The sequence below is a fragment of the Acidiphilium sp. 34-64-41 genome, from assembly GCF_002282635.1.
In the GTDB taxonomy this organism is placed as follows: domain Bacteria; phylum Pseudomonadota; class Alphaproteobacteria; order Acetobacterales; family Acetobacteraceae; genus Acidiphilium; species Acidiphilium rubrum.
The window spans coordinates 26,085-43,353 of sequence record NZ_NCJX01000034.1 but is presented as its reverse complement, the minus strand read 5'-3'; the positions used below and the strand labels follow the sequence as shown (position 1 = coordinate 43,353).

Below are 17,269 nucleotides of genomic sequence, written 5' to 3'. Positions count from 1 at the left end.
CGGCGCCGAGGCGCCAACCTATGCCCAGCTTTATTCGGGAGCATGGGTCCACCCCACATGTAGTGGGTGTCTGACTTAACCGGATAGGCACGGTTTATTCTATCATAAAATTGCAGAGATATAAAGAATAAGCCAAATGAAAAGTATGTTGAAAGAATCAGAGCTAATTTATAACCGACAAAATGACGAATAATAATGTTAATTGCGGCTAAAATAAGAGCAAAGAACGAAATAGTTCTTATAAATATTGTTTCTAAATGTCTTAACTCGTCATGCAATATTTTCAGAAAATCAATCGTGCTTTTTTCTTTTTCTTTTAATTGTTCCTCGATATTCATATTGTTCGAGTTCCCCGTGCGATTGCCGCTACACCCGTCCGTGATACCTCTGCCAACCCCAACGGCCGCATCAGGTCCAGAAACGCGTCCAACTTATCCGTAGCGCCGGTTAATTCAAACACGAAACTTTCGGTGGTTGCATCAATTACGCGTGCGCGGAAGGCGTCGGCTAGACGGAGGGCTTCGGCGCGGTTTTGATTTTGGCCGATGACTTTGATGAGGGCGAGTTCGCGGGCCAAATGCGGGCCTTCGCGGGAGAGGTCCGAGACGCGGTAGACGGGGACGAGGCGGTCGAGTTGGGCTTTGATCTGGTCGATGACGAGTTCGGTGCCGGTGGTGACGATGGTGATGCGGCTTTTGCGGCGGTCGTCTTCTACGGGGGCGACTGTCAGGCTGTCGATATTATAGCCGCGGCCGGAGAAGAGGCCGATGACGCGGGCGAGGACGCCGGATTCGTTTTCGACGAGGACGGAGATGGTGGCGGAGCGGAGGTTTTGTTCGACGATGGCGTTCATGGGCGGGGCTTTACTCAAGGTTGGGTGGTTGGATTGCTTCGCTTCGCTCGCATGACGAGTGAGGTGCTGCAGTACTCAGAGGCGAGGACCCAAGTGACTAAAAGTTTTTTGCTGCTTTTTTACAAAAAAGCAGTGCTTGCTTTTACTTTTGCCTAAACGAGCACCAACCCCTCATCGGTGATATCGCGCGCTTCCTGTTCGTGTTCCGGCCCGAGGATCATGTCGTTATGCGCGGCGCCGGAGGGGATCATCGGGAAGCAGTTTTCGAAGCGGTCGACGTGGATATCGGCGATGACGGGTTGGTCCGAGGCGATCATGTCCATGATCACGCGGTCGAGGTCATCGATTGTGTTGGCGCGGAGGCCGACGGCGTGGAAGCTTTCGGCGAGTTTGACGAAATCGGGCAATGCTGCCGAGTAGCTTTCGGAGTAGCGGCTACCGTGCAGGAGTTCCTGCCATTGGCGGACCATGCCCATGTATTCGTTGTTGAGGATGAAGATTTTCACCGGCAGGCGGTATTGGGCGAGGGTGCCCATTTCCTGGATGTTCATCAGGATGCTGGCCTCACCGGCGATATCTATCACCAGCGCGTCGGGGTGGGCAAGCTGGGTTCCCATGGCGGCGGGCAGGCCGTAGCCCATGGTGCCGAGGCCGCCGGAGGTCATCCAGCGGTTGGGGTGTTCGAAGCGGTAGTGTTGGGCGGCCCACATCTGGTGCTGGCCGACTTCGGTGGTGATGTAGGTTTCACGGTCGCGCGTAAGTTCCCACAGGCGCTGGATCGCGTGCTGGGGTTTGATGGTGGCGCCGGGTTCGAAGCTCTGGGTGAATTTCAGGCAGTCCTTGGCGCGCCAGGTTTCGATGCGGGCCCACCAATCGGCGAGTGCACCGCGGTCCTGGCGGGTGGCGTCGGATTTCCAGGCGTCGATCAGCGCGCGCAGGGCCTGGGTGGCGTCCGCGATGATCGGCACGTCGACCACGACGTTCTTGTTGATGTTGGCGGGATCGATATCGACATGGATTTTTTTCGAGCCCGGCGAGAACGCGTTGAGCCGGCCGGTCACCCGATCGTCGAACCGTGCGCCGAGGTTCACCATCACGTCGCACCCGTGCATCGCGAGGTTGGCCTCGTAGGTGCCATGCATGCCGAGCATGCCGAGGAAGGCGGGGTTGGCAGCGGGGAAGGCGCCGAGGCCCATCAGGGTCGAGGTGACGGGCGCGCCGGTGAGGCGGGCGAATTCGCGCAGGAGTTCGGAGGCTTCGGGGCCGGCGTTGATGATGCCGCCGCCGGTGTAGAGAATGGGCCGGCGTGCTGCCTTGATCAGGCGGATCGCTTCGGCGATGCGGGCGGGGTCGGGTTCGGTCTGCGGCCGATAGCTGCGGTGTGGTCCGGTCGCGGGTTCGTCGTAGGGGGCGGGGTTGATCAGAATGTCCTTGGGCAGATCGACCAGCACGGGGCCGGGCCGGCCGGTGCGGGCGACGTAGAAGGCTTCGTGCACGATGCGCGAGAGGTCTTCCGAGCGTTTGACCAGGTAGTTATGCTTGGTCGCCTGGCGGGTGATGCCGGTGGTGTCGGCTTCCTGGAATGCGTCGTTGCCGATCAGATGGGTGGGGACCTGGCCGGTCAGGCAGACCACCGGAATACTGTCCATCAGCGCATCGAGCAGGCCGGTGACCGCGTTGGTCGCACCGGGGCCGGAGGTAACCAGCACCACGCCGGTCTTGCCGGTCGAGCGGGCGTAGCCTTCCGCGGCGTGGACCGCGGCCTGTTCGTGGCGGACCAGGATGTGACGAATGGCGTTCTGCTGGAACAGCGCATCATAGATCGGCAGCACGGCGCCGCCGGGGTAGCCGAAAATAACTTCGACGCCCTGGGCGCGCAGGGCGCGGAGCAAGGTTTCGGCGCCGGAGACGGCAGTGGTGTTGAGCGCGTTCATCAATTGGTCCTGTATCAGCAAGGCTTACGGGTAGCGCGGGGTGACCCTATGCGTCAACCGTTATCGTTAATAAATGAAATAAAATAACAGTCGAGACTTTCCGAATATTGCGTTGCATGGCTGAATCGCGCATGGATCATCTGCGTTGCGTCCGCGTCGGCCAACCTCTGGTGGCGAAACCAGGTGCCCTGGCGCTTGGTATAGGCAAGCGTCGCGGCAATCGCGCGGTCTGCCGCCGCCGCGAGCGTGATTTCGCCGGCGAGATGCGCGCGCAACTCCGGCACGCCATGCGCCCGCAGCCCCGGCAGCGCGGGATCGGGGTTGCGCGCGTGCACTCGCTGCACTTCATCGAGCGCGCCGGCATCGAGCATGGCGGCGAAGCGCGCGGTGATCGCGCCGCGCAGTTCATCGCGCGGCGGATCGAGCAACACCACGCCCAACCGGTAGCCGATCAGGCGTGCGCGCGGCAGTGCGTGCCAATGCGCGAGCCCATGGCCGGTGCCGAGCCAGACCTCCGCCGCGCGGGTCAGGCGCTGCGGGTCGGACGGGCGGAGCCGGCTCGCCGTCGCCGGGTCGCGTGCCGTGAGCCAATCGTGCAGCCAGGCAGGGCCGTGCCGGTCGAGCAGGGCGCGTGCCTCGGCGCGCGCCGCGCTGCGGGGGTCGGGGATGGCGGAGATGCCGTTGATCAGCGCGCTGAGATACATCCCGGTGCCGCCGCACAGGATCGGCAGGGATACGGTTTCCAGCACGCGCAGCGCCGCCGCGCGCCACCACGCCGCATCGACCGGTTGATCGAGCGCGCGCACGCCGTAGAGCGCGTGGGGTGCGGCCGCTTCATCGGCCGCACTCGGCCGCGCGGTGATGATCCGCCAATCGGCGTAGCACTGCATCGCGTCGGCATTGATGATGGTGCCGCCGAACCTGGTCGCGACTTGGAGCGCCAGCGCGGACTTGCCCGAGGCGGTTGGCCCGGCGATGACGATCATCGGCCGGGCGTTTGGCGCGCTTGTCGAACCGGGGCCGATTGCTTTAGGCGATGTCTCCATGAAATTCGTTCTGGTGCTGGTCGCTCCGCGCGGCAAGGTTTCGCTCACCGATGCCATGGTCGAGCGCGTGCGCCGATCGATCGCGGGCGGCGAGGCGGCGTGGCTTTCGCCGGGCGAGGCGGCGGAAATTCCCTGCATGATGGAGCCTGAGCGCGACATCATTGCCGAGGCGCTGGAAGGCGCGCCGATCGATGCGCTGTGCGTCAAGGCGCGCGGCCGGCGCAAGGCGGTGCTGATCGCGGATATGGACAGCACGATCGTTACCTCCGAAACGCTCGATGAACTGTCCGGCGAAGCCGGGGTCGGCGCACGGGTCGCGGCGATCACCCAGCGGTCGATGGCCGGCGAGATCGATTTCGCCGAAGCTTTGCGTGAGCGGGTAGCACTGCTGCGCGGCCTGGATATCACGGCCCTGGAACGCACCTGGCGCAAAACCGAACTGATGCCGGGCGCGCGCGAACTGGTTGCCACCATGCGCGCGCATGGCGCGGCGACCGCGCTGGTTTCGGGCGGGTTCACGTATTTTACTGGCCGCGTGGCGGCTGAATTGGGATTCGAATCTCATCGGGCCAATAACCTGCTCGACGATGGCTCGCGCCTGACCGGGGCGGTGGGCGAGTCGATCCTGGATCGCGACGCCAAGCGCGCCGCGCTGCACGAAATTGCGGCGCTGCGCGGCGTCAAACTCGGGGCGACGATGGCGGTGGGCGACGGGGCCAATGATCTGGCGATGATCACCGATGCGGGCATGGGGATCGCCTATCATGCCAGGCCGGTGCTGCGGCAACAGGCCAGGTTGCATGTCGATCACGCCGATCTGCGGGCCCTGCTGTTCGTGCAGGGGTATCCCGCTTCGGTGTTTCGCGCCTAGTTAGCGCCAGACCCAGTGGCCCGGCACCCAGGCACCGGCCCAGTTGCGATGCGGCGGAATCCAGACGCGCGGGGGCGGGCGGTAATAGGCCGGCGGCGGGCCGTAATAGGCATAGGCCGGCGGCGGCGGGTAATAAACGCGCGGTGCCGGCACCACCAGCGGGATCGAGATGCCGATGCCGAAGCGCGGCCCGCCCCACCAGGCGTAGGCGGATTGCGGAATCGCCATGGTGGCTCCGACGAGCGCGGCAGTCGCCGCGGCGAGCATCGTGCGGTTGAACTTCGCAGGCAAAACGCGGGATAGCATGAGCGTTCTCCATTCAATGGGGCACCGATGATGCGATGCCGATGCATGGTATATAGGTCGATGCTGTGTAACGAACCGATGCATTTTGTGACTCAAGTCCGGGCCTATGGCGCTACTCGGCGGCGATGCCGAACGGTTGCGGGGCTTGGGCCGGGGCCGTTGGGGTGAATGCTGCATCGAGGCTGGCCCAGAGCGGTTCGGCCGCGGCGAGATTGCGCGCCTTGATATGGCCGTAGCCGCGAATCTGTGCCGGCAGGCCTGCGAGTTCGACGGCGCGGCCGAAATTGGCCTGGCTCAACCGGGGCAGCACCGCGCGTAGCGAGGTTTCGTAGCGCGCGATCAGGGCGCGTTCGCTGCGGCGTTCCGCAGTATGGCCGAACGGATCGAGGGCGGTGCCGCGCAGGATTTTGAAATGATGCAGCACGCCGAACACGCGCAGCATCCAGGCGCCGTACTCGCGCTTTTGCTGATGGCCGGTGCGCTTGTCGCGCTTGGCTAGCAACGGCGGGGCGAGGTTGAATTTGATCGTTGCGCCGTCTTCGAATTGTGCGGCGATCGCGGCGCGGAAGGCGGGGGCGACGTAGAGGCGGGCGACTTCGTATTCGTCCTTGTAGGCCATCAGTTTGTAGAAATTGCGGGCGACGGCTTCGGTCAATGCGGTCGAGCCCGGGCGGATGCGCTGCTCGGCGTGGCGCACTTCAGCCAGTAGGGCCATGTAGCGCCCGGCGTAGGCGGTGTTCTGGTAGTCGATCAGCTCGTCGCGGAAGCGGGCGATCACGCTGTCGAGATCGGCCGGGGCGGCGTTGCTGGTGCGGCCGGGCAGTTTGGCGGTGACCGCTTCGAGATCGAGTGCTGCGGCGCGGCCCCAGGCGAAGGCGGCGAGGTTGAGGGCGACCGCCTGGTTGTTGAGGTTGATGGCCTGCTCGATCGAGGTGCGGGCGACGGGGATTTTGCCGGCCTGCCAGGCGTAGCCGAGGACGAAGAGGTTGGTGGCAATGGCGTCGCCCATCAGGGCGGTCGCGATTTTGGTGGCTTCGATGGTGGCCAGGTTCGATTCGCCGATGCGCTGCGCGATGGTGGTGCGCAGGCGGCGCATCGGCAGGGAAAAATCGGGGTCGCGGGTGAAATCGCCGGTGATGGTTTCGTGCAGATTGACCACGGCCGTGGTGGTCTCACCCAGGCAGTCGAGCGTTTCGTGTTCGGCGGCGACCAGGGCGTCGCAGCCGAGCAGCAGATCGGCCTGGCCTTGCGGGATGCGCAGCGACTGGCCGGTGCCGGCGGCGCCGCCGAAGCGGACGTGCGAGACCACCGCACCGCCTTTCTGGGCGAGGCCGAGCACATCGAGCACCGAGACCTGGTTGCCGTCGAGATGGGCGGCCATGCCGAGCAGGGCGCCGATGGTGACGACGCCGGTGCCGCCAATGCCGGCGATGACGACGTTCCAGGGGCGATCGAGGCTGGGGAGCGTGGGTTCGGGGAGGTTTTCGGGGGCGTGGGCCAGGGTGATTTCGGGTTTTTTCAGGCCGGCGTCATGCACCGTGACGAAGCTGGGGCAGAAGCCTTCGACGCAGGAGAAATCCTTGTTGCAGGAGGATTGGTCGATCGCGCGTTTGCGGCCGAATTCGGTTTCCACGGGGACGACTGAGACGCAGTTGGAGGTTTTCGAGCAATCGCCGCAGCCTTCGCAGACGCGCTCGTTGATGAAGGCGCGTTTGGCGGGGTCGACCATGGTGCCGCGTTTGCGGCGGCGGCGTTTTTCGGTGGCACAGGTCTGATCGTAGATCAGGATCGTGACACCTTGGGTTTCGCGCAGGGTGCGCTGGAGCGCGTCGAGCGTGCGGCGGTGGTGGATGGTGACGCCGGGGGCGAGGTCGGTGACGCCGTGGTATTTTTCCGGCTCGTCGGTGACGATGTCGATTCTGGCGGCGCCTTCGGCGTGCATTTGGCGGGTGATTTGGGGGACGCTGAGCGGGCCGTCGACGTGTTGGCCGCCGGTCATCGCCACGGCGTCGTTGAACAGGATGCGGTAGGTGATGTTGGCTTTGGCGGCGATGGCGGCGCGGATCGCGAGACTGCCGGAATGGTGGTAGGTGCCGTCGCCCAGATTGGCGAAGACGTGTTGTTCGGTGGTGAAGGGGGCCTGGCCGATCCAGGCGACGCCTTCGCCGCCCATCTGGCTGAACACGTCGGTTTCGCGGTCCATCCAGGTGACCATGTAGTGGCAGCCGATGCCGGCCATGGCGCGTGAGCCCTCGGGCACCACGGTCGAGGTGGAATGGGGGCAGCCGGAGCAGAAATGCGGGGTGCGGTGGGCGCCGAAATCGAGTTTCTGCGCGATGTCGATATTGGCGCGGAGATTGGCTAGGCTGGTCGCGCGGGCTTCGGTGGGGTGGATGCGTTGGACGCGGTCACCCAGGGCCAGGGTGATTTCGGCGGCGGAGAGATCGGATTCGGGTTTCAGGAGGGTGCGGCCCTGGTCGTCGGTCTTGCCGAGGACCCTTGGGGCGTTGGCGGTGCCGTAGAGGATGGTCTTGATCTGGGTTTCGATCAGGGGCTGTTTTTCCTCGACGACGATGATTTCTTCGAGGCCGTGGGCGAAGGCGCGGATGATGTCGGGTTCGAGCGGCCAGGTCATGCCGAGTTTGAGCACGCGGATGCCGGCGAGGGCGAGGTCGGTGCGGGATTGTTGGACATCGAGGAAGGATTTGCCGGCGGTGACGATGCCGATGCGGGCACCTGGTGCTCGATCGATTATGCGGTTGATCGGGTTCGCCTGGACGAATTCGAGCAGGGCGGGGTGGCGGATGCGGAACATCCTGGCTTCCTGCGCCAGGATCGGTTCGTGCAGCCGCATCGCGACGGTTGCGGGATCGCTATCCGGCATCACGATCGGGACATCGGGGTCGGCGATGATCGAGGCGGTGCAGTCGATGATTTCCTCGACCGTCTTGAAGCCGAGATAGAGGCCGGCGTGGCGCGAGGCGGCCCAGCCGTAGAGGCCGAGGGTGAGGATGTCGGCGATCGAGCTTGGGGCGAGGACGGGGATTCCGGCGGCGATCAACGCCTGTTCGGATTGGTTGGCGATTGAGGATGATTTGGCGGCGTGGTCGTCGCCGGTGACGACCAGCACACCGCCGAGGCGGGTGGTGCCGGCGTAGTTGGCGTGCTTCATGGCATCACCCGAGCGATCGACGCCGGGGCCTTTGCCGTACCACATGGCGAAGACGCCATCGGCGGTGTGGCCCGGGAACAGCGGGGTCATTTGCGAGCCCCAGACCGCGGTCATGGCGAGGTCTTCGTTGAGGCCGGGTTTGAAGACGATGTCTTCGGCTTCGAGCGCTTTTTTGGCGGCGAAGGCCTGGATATCGAGGCCGCCGAGCGGCGAGCCGCGATAGCCGGAGAGGAAACCGGCGGTGTTGAGGCCGGAAGCACGGTCGCGCCGGCGCTGGGTGATCAGCAGGCGGATCAGCGCCTGGGTGCCGGTGAGGATCATCGGGCCGGCGGCGGCGGTGTAGCGCGCGTCGCGCGCGTGTTCGGCGGTCTTCATAGCGCGGTTCGCTCCTGCACCTGAGCGGTGCGTTCGAAGTGCGACTACCGTGAACGGCGTGTCTTCCCTGATGTGAGTATGTGCAGAACCGGGGCGATTGGCGAGATAAATCAGCGGTTTGCGGCGGGCGGCGGCGGCGGGGGCGGATGTTTTGGTTTGCTGCTCGCGCGTGGCGACACGGGATCGGGAGGGGCTGGGGACGTGGGTTTTTCGCGAAATAATATTTCGTCACACATGATCGGTAGGGCAAATAACGGCGGCGGGCGCGTCATCGACGGCGGATTATCACGCGATTGTGATATACGGGGCGTGGCTGGGGGCTGGGTTGCCGTGGGGGTGGGCGAGGTGACGAGACACGGAACGCCCTGATTGTTTCGATATCGTAATGAAATGATCGTGCTGAAGTGCCGGTGTCAGGCAGGTCGATTTTTGAAATCCGGGTCTGCGGGCTGGGGTTGGGGTGCATCCGGTTCGGCTGCATCGGGTTCTGGTGCGCCGAAGATGATGTGGCGGCGAGAGTCTGGCGGTGGGTCGGGGCCGAAGGGGGGTTCGGTGGGTAGATCGATGCCCATGGCGTTGTAGAGCGGGGTCAGGATGCGGATGAGTCTGGGGTTGGCTTCCAGGAATCCCGCGAATTCGGGGTCGGACAAGAGATGTTGCAGGCTGAAGCGGGCGAAGCCGGTTTCGGGGAGCATACGGTAGAGCCAGGCTTCGCGGCGCGGCAGGGTGAGGCGTTTGCGGTGCGGTTTGGGGGGCTGCGCGATGTCCGGTTCGGCGATCGCCATGGTTTGGGGTTTGGGCGCGGGGCGCTGCTTGCCTGGTGGTTGGGGGCCGCGCGCGAGGGCGGCGAGGAAGCGGGCGGTGAGGTTGCGCAGGCGGGCCCAGATCAGATGGACCATGGGGGCCGGGATATAGGCGGCACGGCCTTTTTCGGCGACGACGGTGCAGAGCGCGTCCATCACGGTGGCGAAGCAGACGATCGTGAAAGGGGGGTGCGCGCGCGTTTCTGACACGCAGGCATCATAGGGCCGGAGGGTGGGGGGTGCGAAAGCGGAATTTGCATCGAGAGCAGAGCGGGCTCCGTTGATCGGAGCGGGTTGCCGCGTGGTTCTGCCTGACCCGGGCGAGACGACGCTTGCCGGACGCGCCCTGATCGACGCGCCCTGATCGATGCGCCCCCGATGGGGCCTGCGTTCTGGACTCCCAGCACCATCCGCCGATGCCATGGCGACCCGCAACGCAACAGGTGTTGCGGATTTCTGTTGCGAAGTGGAACAGCCCGCGCGGGTTGGGCGGGGTGGCAGCGTTGGGTTTGCGGGATCGGGCCGGTTTGGCACGAAGGATGCAAGGATTGCGGGCGGATCGACCAAACGAGGAAACGACAATGAAAGCAGCCGTGCTGCATGAATATGACGAAGCGCTGAGCAATCCGGTGTTCGTCACCTATGAGGATGTCCCCGATCCGGCGATCAAGGGGCCGAACGACGTGATCGTGCGGATTGGCGGCGCGGGTGTGTGCCGGACGGATCTGCATGTGATCGAGGGGATCTGGCGCAGCAAGGTTGACCTGGCACTGCCGCATATTCTGGGTCACGAGAATGCCGGCTGGATCGAGGCGCTGGGCAAGGGTGTCACGCATCTGAAGGTGGGGGACCCGGTGATATGTCATCCGTTGATCACCTCGGGTCATTGCCTGGCGTGCCGGCGGGGCGAGGACATGCATGCCGATGAGAGCGAGTTTCCGGGCATCAACGTCAATGGCGGCTATGCGCAGTATTTGCGAACGGGCGCGCGGTCGATCATCAAGCTGCCGGAGACCCTGTCGCCCAAGGATGTCGCGCCGCACACCGACGCGGGATTGACCGCGTATCGCGCGGCGAAGAAGGCCTCGCGGCATCTGCTGCCGGGCGAGTTCGCCGTGGTGATCGGCGCGGGTGGGCTTGGCCATATCGGCATCCAGGTGTTGCGGGCGTTGTGCGCGGCGCAGATCATTATTGTTGATCGGGCGGACATGGCGCTGAAACTGGCGCAGGAGTGCGGTGCCGATTTCGCGGTGAAGGCGGACGGGTCGGAGGTGGACGAGGTTCTGCGCCTGACCAAGGGCAAGGGTGCGGAGGCGGTGATCGACTTCGTGGGCGAGGGCGATGCGGTTGCGAAAGGTCTTGCAATGACCCGCAACGCCGGGTTTTACTATATCGTGGGGTATGGCGGTAAGATCGATATTCCCACGATCGACATGATCACTTCGGAGAAGACCATCGTCGGCAATCTGGTGGGCACCTATCCCGAGTTGATCGAACTGATGGCGCTGGCCGACCAGGGCAAAGTCACCCTTGCGACGCGCGAATACCGGCTTGAAGACGCCAATACTGCGCTGCATGACCTGCACCACGGCAAAGTCCGTGGCCGCGCCGTGTTGGTTCCCTGAAGCTCCATTCAACAAAAAGGAAACGGACAAGATATGTACAAGGCAAAAGACGGATCGGAGATTTTCATCATCGATGGGCATGTGCATCTGTGGGATGCGAGCCCGGAGAACATCCGCAATATTCACGGCAAGCAGTTCATCGACTGTTTCTACGGTTATCATGCGTCGCTGTCGCCGCCGGAACAGCTGTGGACCGCGGAAAAATTCGCCAAATATGGCGCCGAGCAGATGGTCAAGGATCTGTTCATCGACGGGCCGGACGACATGGCGATCTTTCAGCCGACCTATCTCAAGGATTTCTACAAGAACGGCTTCAACACGCTCGAGCAGAACGCCATTCTGGGCAAGCGCTACCCCAATCGCTTCATCCTGAACGGTGCGTTCGATCCCCGGGATGGCGAGGGCGGGCTCGAGGCGCTGGAGGCGCAGGCGGAAACCTACAAGCTCAGGGGCGTGAAGCTCTACACCGCCGAGTGGAACGGCGACAGCCGCGGGTACAAACTCTCTGATCCGGCGGCCTATAAATATTTGGAGAAATGCGAGAAACTCGGCATCAAGAACATTCATGTCCACAAGGGCCCGACGATTCTGCCGCTCGACCGCGATGCGTTCGATGTCGCCGATATCGATCATTGCGCCACCGATTTTCCGAACCTGAACTTCATCGTCGAGCATTGCGGTCTGCCGCGCCTCGATGATTTCTGCTGGATCGCGACGCAGGAATCCAACGTCTATGGCGGGCTCGCCGTGGTGTTGCCGTTCATTCACACGCGGCCGGGGTATTTCGCGAAGGTGATTTCGGAATTGCTGTTCTGGATCGGCGAGGACAAGATCCTGTTCGGTTCGGATTACGGCATCTGGACGCCGCAATGGCTGGTCGAGAAATTCATGAATTTCGACCTGCCGGACGAGGTGATGAAGGAGACCGGCAAGGAGCTGACGATGACGGCGAAGCGCAAGATTCTCGGCGAAAATGCGGCCCGGATCTATGGCGTCGATATCGCGAGCCAGCGGGCCAAGCTCGACCGGATGGAACAGGTCGCGGCGTGAGCCTCAGCCTTGAGGCGCGCACCCGTGCGGTGCGCGCCGCTCTCGATCAGGTGACCGATCCGGAACTCGATGAGAGCGTGGTCGAACTCGGCTTCATCACCGGCATCGACATTGCCGGAACCGGTGCCGTCGACATCAGGTTCCGGCTGCCGACCTATTGGTGTGCCGCGAATTTTTCGTATCTGATGGCGGCGGACATGCGCGATGCGGTGCGGGCACTTCCGTGGGTCGCATCGGTCGCGGTGACGCTCGATGAGCATATGTTCATCGATGCGATCAACGACGGTATCGCGCAGGACAAGGATTTCGTCGATGCGTTTCCAACCGAGGCCGGCAATGATCTGGCCAGCATCCGTCTGCAATTCGGCCTGAAGGCGATGGAGCGGCGGCAGGAGGCGTTGCTGCGGCATCTGCTGGCGGCCGGGCATGATCCGGTCGCCTTTCTGTCGCTCGATATCGCGGGGTTGGAGGCGCTGGCGCTCGATGGCGCGGGTGCGGCGCTCAGGCGGCGCTATCTCGAACGGCGCGACCTGGCCGGGGGCTTGCCGCGCGCGCTGGTGACCAGCGCGGGTGAGCCGATCATGCACGAAACCTTGCCGGTCTATCTGCGCCATATCAGCCGGGTCGGGTTGAATGCGGAGTTCAACGGCGCGCTGTGCCGCGGGTTGCTGGCGGTGCGTTATGCCCCCCCGGCACCATTGCCGGCGGAACCGGAACTGGCCGATTTCATGCGCCAGGGCATCGCTCAGACGGCGCGACCGTAATAGATCGCGGCGACATGGGTGGCCTCGGCGAAGAAGAGCCAGCGCTCGATGAACAGGCCGGCGCCGGTGCAAATTGCTGCGAGCGGGGCGGCGATCATTGGTGCGATGCCGATCGCCGCCAGTAGCGCGAACAGGAAGGGCAGGCCGAAGGCGACGACCAGGGCGATCCGGCGTAGCTTGGCCGCGTGCTTGCGCGCGATCTGATAGCCCATTTCGCGCAGGATATAGTTTTCGGTGAAATGCGGCTGATCGAGCGGTGTCACGCTGCCGAACGCGGCGAGGCCGGTCGCGGATGCGAGGGTGGTGAGCGGTGCCTGCCGGTCGATGCAGCGCCAGTATCCGAGTTTGGCGACCGCCGCGACCAGGGCGGCGAGGGCGGCCAGCGCGCCGGTGAGGCGCGCATGGCCGGTCCAGATGCCGGTGAGGGCGGCGAGCAGCGTGGCGCCGGACAACGCGGCGAAGATCAGGTAATCCGGCGCGGTATGCCGGTTGTGCCACTGCCGGATCGGCTTGAGGCTGGCATAGATCATGGCGGTGCAATACACCGTTGCGAGCGCCATGAACGCCGCCAGCAGGCCGAGCGCGCGGGTGGCCGGCGCGCCGGCGCCGGCAAAATACCACAGCGCCGCGAAGCCGAGCGCCGGCGGATAGGTCAGGATGGAGGCGACACCTTCACGCGACAGCCATGACGATCGCCATTGGCTGAACGCGCGCCACGCCCGTTCCGGCCGGCCGAGATGCAGCGTCGAGGCGAGCAGGCCGCCGCTCGCGAAAGCCAGCGCGATCATGACGGCGACCGGCACAAACCAGGGCGCGTGCGGCAACAGTCCGAGCGCGCAGAACAGCCCGAGCCAGGCGAGCAGACCGTAGCCGAAGCCGGTCAGGGTGGTCAGCAGGAGAACGGAGCTTGCCGGGGTCATCGCGACAACACGCGGTCGACCAGGGTGAGCAGGGCAGCGCCGAGCCCGGTGCCGCTGCGCACCGGCGTTTCGGTTGCGCGGGTCGGGATCATGGCGCGGCGCGGCGGCAGGTATTTATTGACCGGGTTGTAGCCGAGCTCGGGCATCAGATCGACACCGCCGCGGGCTGCGACCAGTTTCGAGACATCGCTCGAAGGATCGCCCAGATCGCCGAAATGCCGCGCGCGCGAGGGGCAGGTTGCGACGCAGGCCGGTTCACGCTCGGCCTCCGGCAGGCTGGTGTTGTAGATCCGGTCGATGCAGAGCGTGCATTTTTTCATCACGCCCGCATCCTCATCGAACTCGCGCGCCCCGTAAGGGCAGGCCCAGGAGCAGAGTTTGCAGCCGATGCAGATATCGGTGTTGACCAGCACGATGCCGTCTTCGGCGCGTTTGTACGAGGCCCCGGTGGGGCAGACGGTGACGCATTGCGGCGTCTCGCAATGCAGGCAGGAGCGGGGAAAATTGACGGTGCGGCCGCCGCAGCCATCGTCTTTGCCGGTGGCCTCGTAGGAGTGGATGCGGTTGAACCACACGCCATCGGGGTCGGCGCCGTATTTGTCGTAATCGGGCAGCGGTGCGGAATGGCCGCCGGTGTTCCATTCCTTGCAGTTCACCGCGCAGGCATGGCAGCCGACGCAGGTATCGAGGTCGATCACCAGGCCGAGTTTTTTGGCACCCTCGATCGGTTGCGGGAGCGAGGTCATTCCGCGGCCCTCCGTGGCGTGTAGGCGAATGGCGCGAACATCGGTTCTATGGCTTCCTGCGTGTCGGGCGCGCATTTTTCGATCCGCACCGTCACGTCGAACCAGGCCGCCTGACCGGTGACCGGGTCGGAGTTCGAGGCGCGGTGACCCGCACCATCCTCGGGCAGATATTCGGAGATGATGTGGTTGAGCAGGAAGGCGCGGCGGGATTCCGGTGCCTCCTTGGCGAGCGCCCAGGCGCCGGTGCGCTTGCCGATGGCGTTCCAGGTCCATACCGTGTTCGGGTTCACGCCGTCCATGATCCGCACCTGGCATTTCACCCGGCCGTTGCGCGAGACAAGCTCGATCCAGTCGTCATCGGCCAGATCATGCGCTGCGGCCAGATCGCGGTGCAGGTAGAGCCGGTTTTCCGATAATATCTGGCGGAGCCACGCGTTCTGCGAGCCCCATGAATGATACATCGCCATCGGCCGCTGGGTGATCGCGTGCAGGGGAAAGCGATCGGGGTCGGTCATGCTCTGCTCGATCGGCGGATACCAGATCGGCAAGGGGTCCATCATGCTGGCGATCCGCGCGCGCAGCCGGGCGGGCGGGATGCGGCTGCCGTGACCTTCGGCGGCGAGGCGGAACGTCTGGAGGATTTCGCTGTAGAGATGCAGAACGATCTGATCATCGGTCTCGATCAGCCCCATCGCTTTCGCCCCGCTCAGATAGGCGCGATTCGCATGTTTGTAGTAGAGCTGCTCGGCCGGCAGATGGTGCTGCCAGAAGCCGTGATTCTCGACATAGCGGCGCAGCTGGTCCGGGTTGACCGCGCCCTTGCCGATCGCGGTGCCATCGGCGCCGCGAAACCCGGCGAGCGGGCCGACGCCGGGTTTGCGCTCGTGGCGGACCATGTAGTCGGCGTAGGATTGGTAGCGTTTTTCGCCCTGTTCATCGACGAATTGCGGCAGGCCGAGCCGGCCGGCCAGATCGATCAGCACATCCTGAAACGGCCGCACATCGCGGTCCGGCTTGAGCACCGGCACCCGGATGGCATCGGCCGGTCCGTGCGCCGAGCCGATCGGCCGGTCGAGCAGGGAAATACAGTCGTAGCGTTCGAGATAGGTGGTGTCGGGCAGGACCAGATCGGCGTAGGCGACGGTTTCCGAGGCGAAGGCGTCGGCGTAGATCACGAAGGGGATGCGGTAATTGCCGTCCTGATCATGGTCGGTCAGCATGCGCATCGTCTCGCCGGGATTCATCGCCGAGTTCCAGGCCATGTTTGACATGTACAGGAACAGGGTATCGATTTTATCGCCGCCGCCGGCATGGGCCTCGGCGATCGCCATGTGCATCAGGCCATGAATGCCGAGCGGCGCCTCCCACGAAAACGCCCGGTCCAGCCGCAGCGCTTCGCCCTCGTCATCGACCAGCAGATCCGCGGGACTAGACGGGAAGCCCAGCACCGCGGCGCTCAGCGCGCCATCCGGATCGTGCCGGTCACCGCCCGGTGCCGGGCCGCCGGGGATCGGTTTCGGATAGGGCGATTTATAGCGCCATGAACCCGGCGTATCGACCGCGCCGATCAGCATTTGCAACACGTGGATCGCGCGGCATGAATGAAACCCGTTGGAATGGGCGGAAATACCGCGCATGGCGTGCATCGCGACGGGCCGCCCCGTCATGGTCGGATGGGTGCGCCCTTCGGTATCGGTCCAGGGCTGATCGAGGCTGATCGCCTGGTTGAACGCGATTTCGGCGATTTCGGCGGCGATGCGGCGGATATCGGCCGCATCGATGCCGCAGCGCACGGCGACCGCTTCCGGTGTGTAATCGGGCGCGGTGTAGCGCGCCGCCAGAATGTCGAACGCCGGGCGGGCGCTGCGGCCATCGCTCGTTGTGAAGCGGCCGAGCAGGGCGGGGTCGGTGGCGGTGGCCATCGCATCCGTCACGCTCTGCGTCGCACGATCGAAGGCGAGCGGCTTGCCCGCCGCATCGCGCAGGAACAGGCCGTGATCGGGTGCGCCGGGATCATCGATCACCAGATAATGCGCATTGGTGTAGCGGATCAGAAATTCGGTATCGATCGACCCGGTTTCGAGCAGGCAATGGATCAGCGCCAGCACGAACAGGCCATCGGTGCCCGGCGTGATCGCGATGAATTCATCGGCGATCGCCGAATAGCCGGTGCGGATCGGGTTGATCGAAACGATCTTGGCGCCGCGCTCCTTGAGCTTGGCCAGACCCAGCTTGATCGGGTTGGAATCATGGTCCTCCGCGACGCCGAACAGCAGGAACAATTTGGCGTGCTCCCAGTCCGGCTCGCCGAATTCCCAGAACGCGCCGCCGACCGAATATAGCCCGCCGGCCGCCATGTTGACCGAGCAGAACCCGCCATGGGCCGCGAAATTGCGCGTGCCGAACATGCGCGCGAACAGGCCGGTGAGCGCCTGCGACTGATCGCGCCCGGTGAACAGGGCGAGTTTATGCGGATCATCGGCGCGGATGTGCGCGAGCCGGTCGGTCGCGATGGCCATGGCCTCGTCCCACTCGATTTCGACGAATTCGCCCGCCCCGCGCGGCCCCGCGCGCTTGAGCGGCTTGCGCAGCCGCGATGGCGAAATCGCCGTCATGATGCCGGCCGAGCCCTTGCCGCACAGCACGCCGCGGTTCACCGGATGATCGCGGTTACCCTCGATATAGCGGAGCTTGCCGTCCTTCAGATGGACTTTGATGCCGCAGCGGCAGGCGCACATATAGCACGTGGTATAGGCAACCGCATCGCCGACCGGTGCTGAATAGTCGATATTGTCTTTGGGCAT

14 protein-coding genes are annotated in these 17,269 nt (G+C 64.3%); 4 read left to right on the top strand and 10 right to left on the bottom strand.

The annotated features are described in order from the left end of the window. The 4 genes from B7X49_RS09355 to miaA all read right to left on the bottom strand — a co-directional run. The coding region (locus B7X49_RS09355; protein WP_286703192.1) for a hypothetical protein at positions 1–338 on the bottom strand (338 nt) is incomplete at its 3' end. Then, entirely contained in the window at positions 335–853 is a 519-nt protein-coding gene (gene ilvN, locus B7X49_RS09350) for an acetolactate synthase small subunit (RefSeq protein ID WP_286703193.1), read from the bottom strand. The genes ilvN and B7X49_RS09355, both read right to left, overlap by 4 nt. A gap of 152 nt (positions 854–1,005) precedes the next feature. Then, a complete protein-coding gene (locus B7X49_RS09345) occupies positions 1,006–2,787 on the bottom strand; it encodes an acetolactate synthase 3 large subunit (RefSeq protein ID WP_286703194.1) in 1,782 nt (593 codons plus the stop codon). A 53-nt stretch (positions 2,788–2,840) separates the two neighbouring features. Beyond that, a complete protein-coding gene (gene miaA, locus B7X49_RS09340) occupies positions 2,841–3,833 on the bottom strand; it encodes a tRNA (adenosine(37)-N6)-dimethylallyltransferase MiaA (RefSeq protein WP_286839094.1) in 993 nt (330 codons plus the stop codon). Here miaA and serB point away from each other — a divergent pair. After that, positions 3,832–4,704 carry a phosphoserine phosphatase SerB gene (gene serB / locus B7X49_RS09335; RefSeq protein ID WP_286703196.1) on the top strand — a complete coding sequence of 291 codons (873 nt, stop codon included), beginning with the start codon at positions 3,832–3,834 and terminating at the stop codon, positions 4,702–4,704. The genes miaA and serB overlap by 2 nt on opposite strands. Here the strand turns inward: serB and B7X49_RS09330 are convergent, their stop codons facing one another. The 3 genes from B7X49_RS09330 to B7X49_RS09320 all read right to left on the bottom strand — a co-directional run bounded on the left by B7X49_RS09330 (position 4,705) and on the right by B7X49_RS09320 (position 9,570). Beyond that, positions 4,705–5,010, bottom strand: coding sequence for a hypothetical protein (locus B7X49_RS09330; protein WP_051657424.1), 306 nt, complete (start codon positions 5,008–5,010; stop codon positions 4,705–4,707). 112 nt (positions 5,011–5,122) lie between these two features. Further along, the gene (locus tag B7X49_RS09325) at positions 5,123–8,557 is read right to left on the bottom strand and encodes an indolepyruvate ferredoxin oxidoreductase family protein (protein WP_286703197.1); all 3,435 of its coding nucleotides are present in this window, start codon (positions 8,555–8,557) and stop codon (positions 5,123–5,125) included. 413 nt (positions 8,558–8,970) lie between these two features. Next, positions 8,971–9,570, bottom strand: coding sequence for a hypothetical protein (locus B7X49_RS09320; RefSeq protein ID WP_286703198.1), 600 nt, complete (start codon positions 9,568–9,570; stop codon positions 8,971–8,973). A 371-nt stretch (positions 9,571–9,941) separates the two neighbouring features. Between B7X49_RS09320 and B7X49_RS09315 the strand changes: the two genes are divergently transcribed. From B7X49_RS09315 to B7X49_RS09305, 3 genes are read left to right on the top strand one after another with little or no spacing between them, the layout of a single operon-like run. After that, complete coding sequence (locus tag B7X49_RS09315; protein WP_286703199.1) at positions 9,942–10,985, top strand: NAD(P)-dependent alcohol dehydrogenase; 1,044 nt, start codon at positions 9,942–9,944, stop codon at positions 10,983–10,985. A gap of 33 nt (positions 10,986–11,018) precedes the next feature. Further along, positions 11,019–12,035, top strand: coding sequence for an amidohydrolase family protein (locus B7X49_RS09310; protein WP_286703200.1), 1,017 nt, complete (start codon positions 11,019–11,021; stop codon positions 12,033–12,035). Then, a complete protein-coding gene (locus B7X49_RS09305; protein ID WP_286703201.1) occupies positions 12,032–12,799 on the top strand; it encodes a metal-sulfur cluster assembly factor in 768 nt (255 codons plus the stop codon). Before B7X49_RS09310 ends, B7X49_RS09305 begins: the two co-directional genes overlap by 4 nt. Here B7X49_RS09305 and B7X49_RS09300 read toward each other — a convergent pair. The 3 genes from B7X49_RS09300 to B7X49_RS09290 are packed head-to-tail and all read right to left on the bottom strand — an operon-like array spanning position 12,781 to position 17,269. After that, complete coding sequence (locus B7X49_RS09300; protein ID WP_286703202.1) at positions 12,781–13,719, bottom strand: DmsC/YnfH family molybdoenzyme membrane anchor subunit; 939 nt, start codon at positions 13,717–13,719, stop codon at positions 12,781–12,783. The genes B7X49_RS09305 and B7X49_RS09300 overlap by 19 nt on opposite strands. Further along, positions 13,716–14,465, bottom strand: a complete 750-nt coding sequence (locus tag B7X49_RS09295; protein ID WP_029312412.1) for a 4Fe-4S dicluster domain-containing protein — start codon at positions 14,463–14,465, stop codon at positions 13,716–13,718. Before B7X49_RS09295 ends, B7X49_RS09300 begins: the two co-directional genes overlap by 4 nt. Beyond that, complete coding sequence (locus B7X49_RS09290) at positions 14,462–17,269, bottom strand: molybdopterin oxidoreductase family protein (RefSeq protein WP_286703203.1); 2,808 nt, start codon at positions 17,267–17,269, stop codon at positions 14,462–14,464. Before B7X49_RS09290 ends, B7X49_RS09295 begins: the two co-directional genes overlap by 4 nt.

Excerpts from the sequence above, each read along its gene's own strand:
- ilvN (WP_286703193.1), bottom strand. The coding sequence starts at position 853 with ATGAACGCCATCGTCGAACAAAACCTCCGCTCCGCCACCATCTCCGTC.
- B7X49_RS09345 (WP_286703194.1), bottom strand. The coding sequence starts at position 2,787 with ATGAACGCGCTCAACACCACTGCCGTCTCCGGCGCCGAAACCTTGCTC.
- serB (WP_286703196.1), top strand. The coding sequence starts at position 3,832 with ATGAAATTCGTTCTGGTGCTGGTCGCTCCGCGCGGCAAGGTTTCGCTC.
- miaA (WP_286839094.1), bottom strand. The coding sequence starts at position 3,833 with ATGGAGACATCGCCTAAAGCAATCGGCCCCGGTTCGACAAGCGCGCCA.
- B7X49_RS09330 (WP_051657424.1), bottom strand. The coding sequence starts at position 5,010 with ATGCTATCCCGCGTTTTGCCTGCGAAGTTCAACCGCACGATGCTCGCC.
- B7X49_RS09325 (WP_286703197.1), bottom strand. The coding sequence starts at position 8,557 with ATGAAGACCGCCGAACACGCGCGCGACGCGCGCTACACCGCCGCCGCC.
- B7X49_RS09315 (WP_286703199.1), top strand. The coding sequence starts at position 9,942 with ATGAAAGCAGCCGTGCTGCATGAATATGACGAAGCGCTGAGCAATCCG.
- B7X49_RS09310 (WP_286703200.1), top strand. The coding sequence starts at position 11,019 with ATGTACAAGGCAAAAGACGGATCGGAGATTTTCATCATCGATGGGCAT.
- B7X49_RS09300 (WP_286703202.1), bottom strand. The coding sequence starts at position 13,719 with ATGACCCCGGCAAGCTCCGTTCTCCTGCTGACCACCCTGACCGGCTTC.
- B7X49_RS09295 (WP_029312412.1), bottom strand. The coding sequence starts at position 14,465 with ATGACCTCGCTCCCGCAACCGATCGAGGGTGCCAAAAAACTCGGCCTG.
- B7X49_RS09290 (WP_286703203.1), bottom strand. The coding sequence starts at position 17,269 with ATGCCCAAAGACAATATCGACTATTCAGCACCGGTCGGCGATGCGGTT.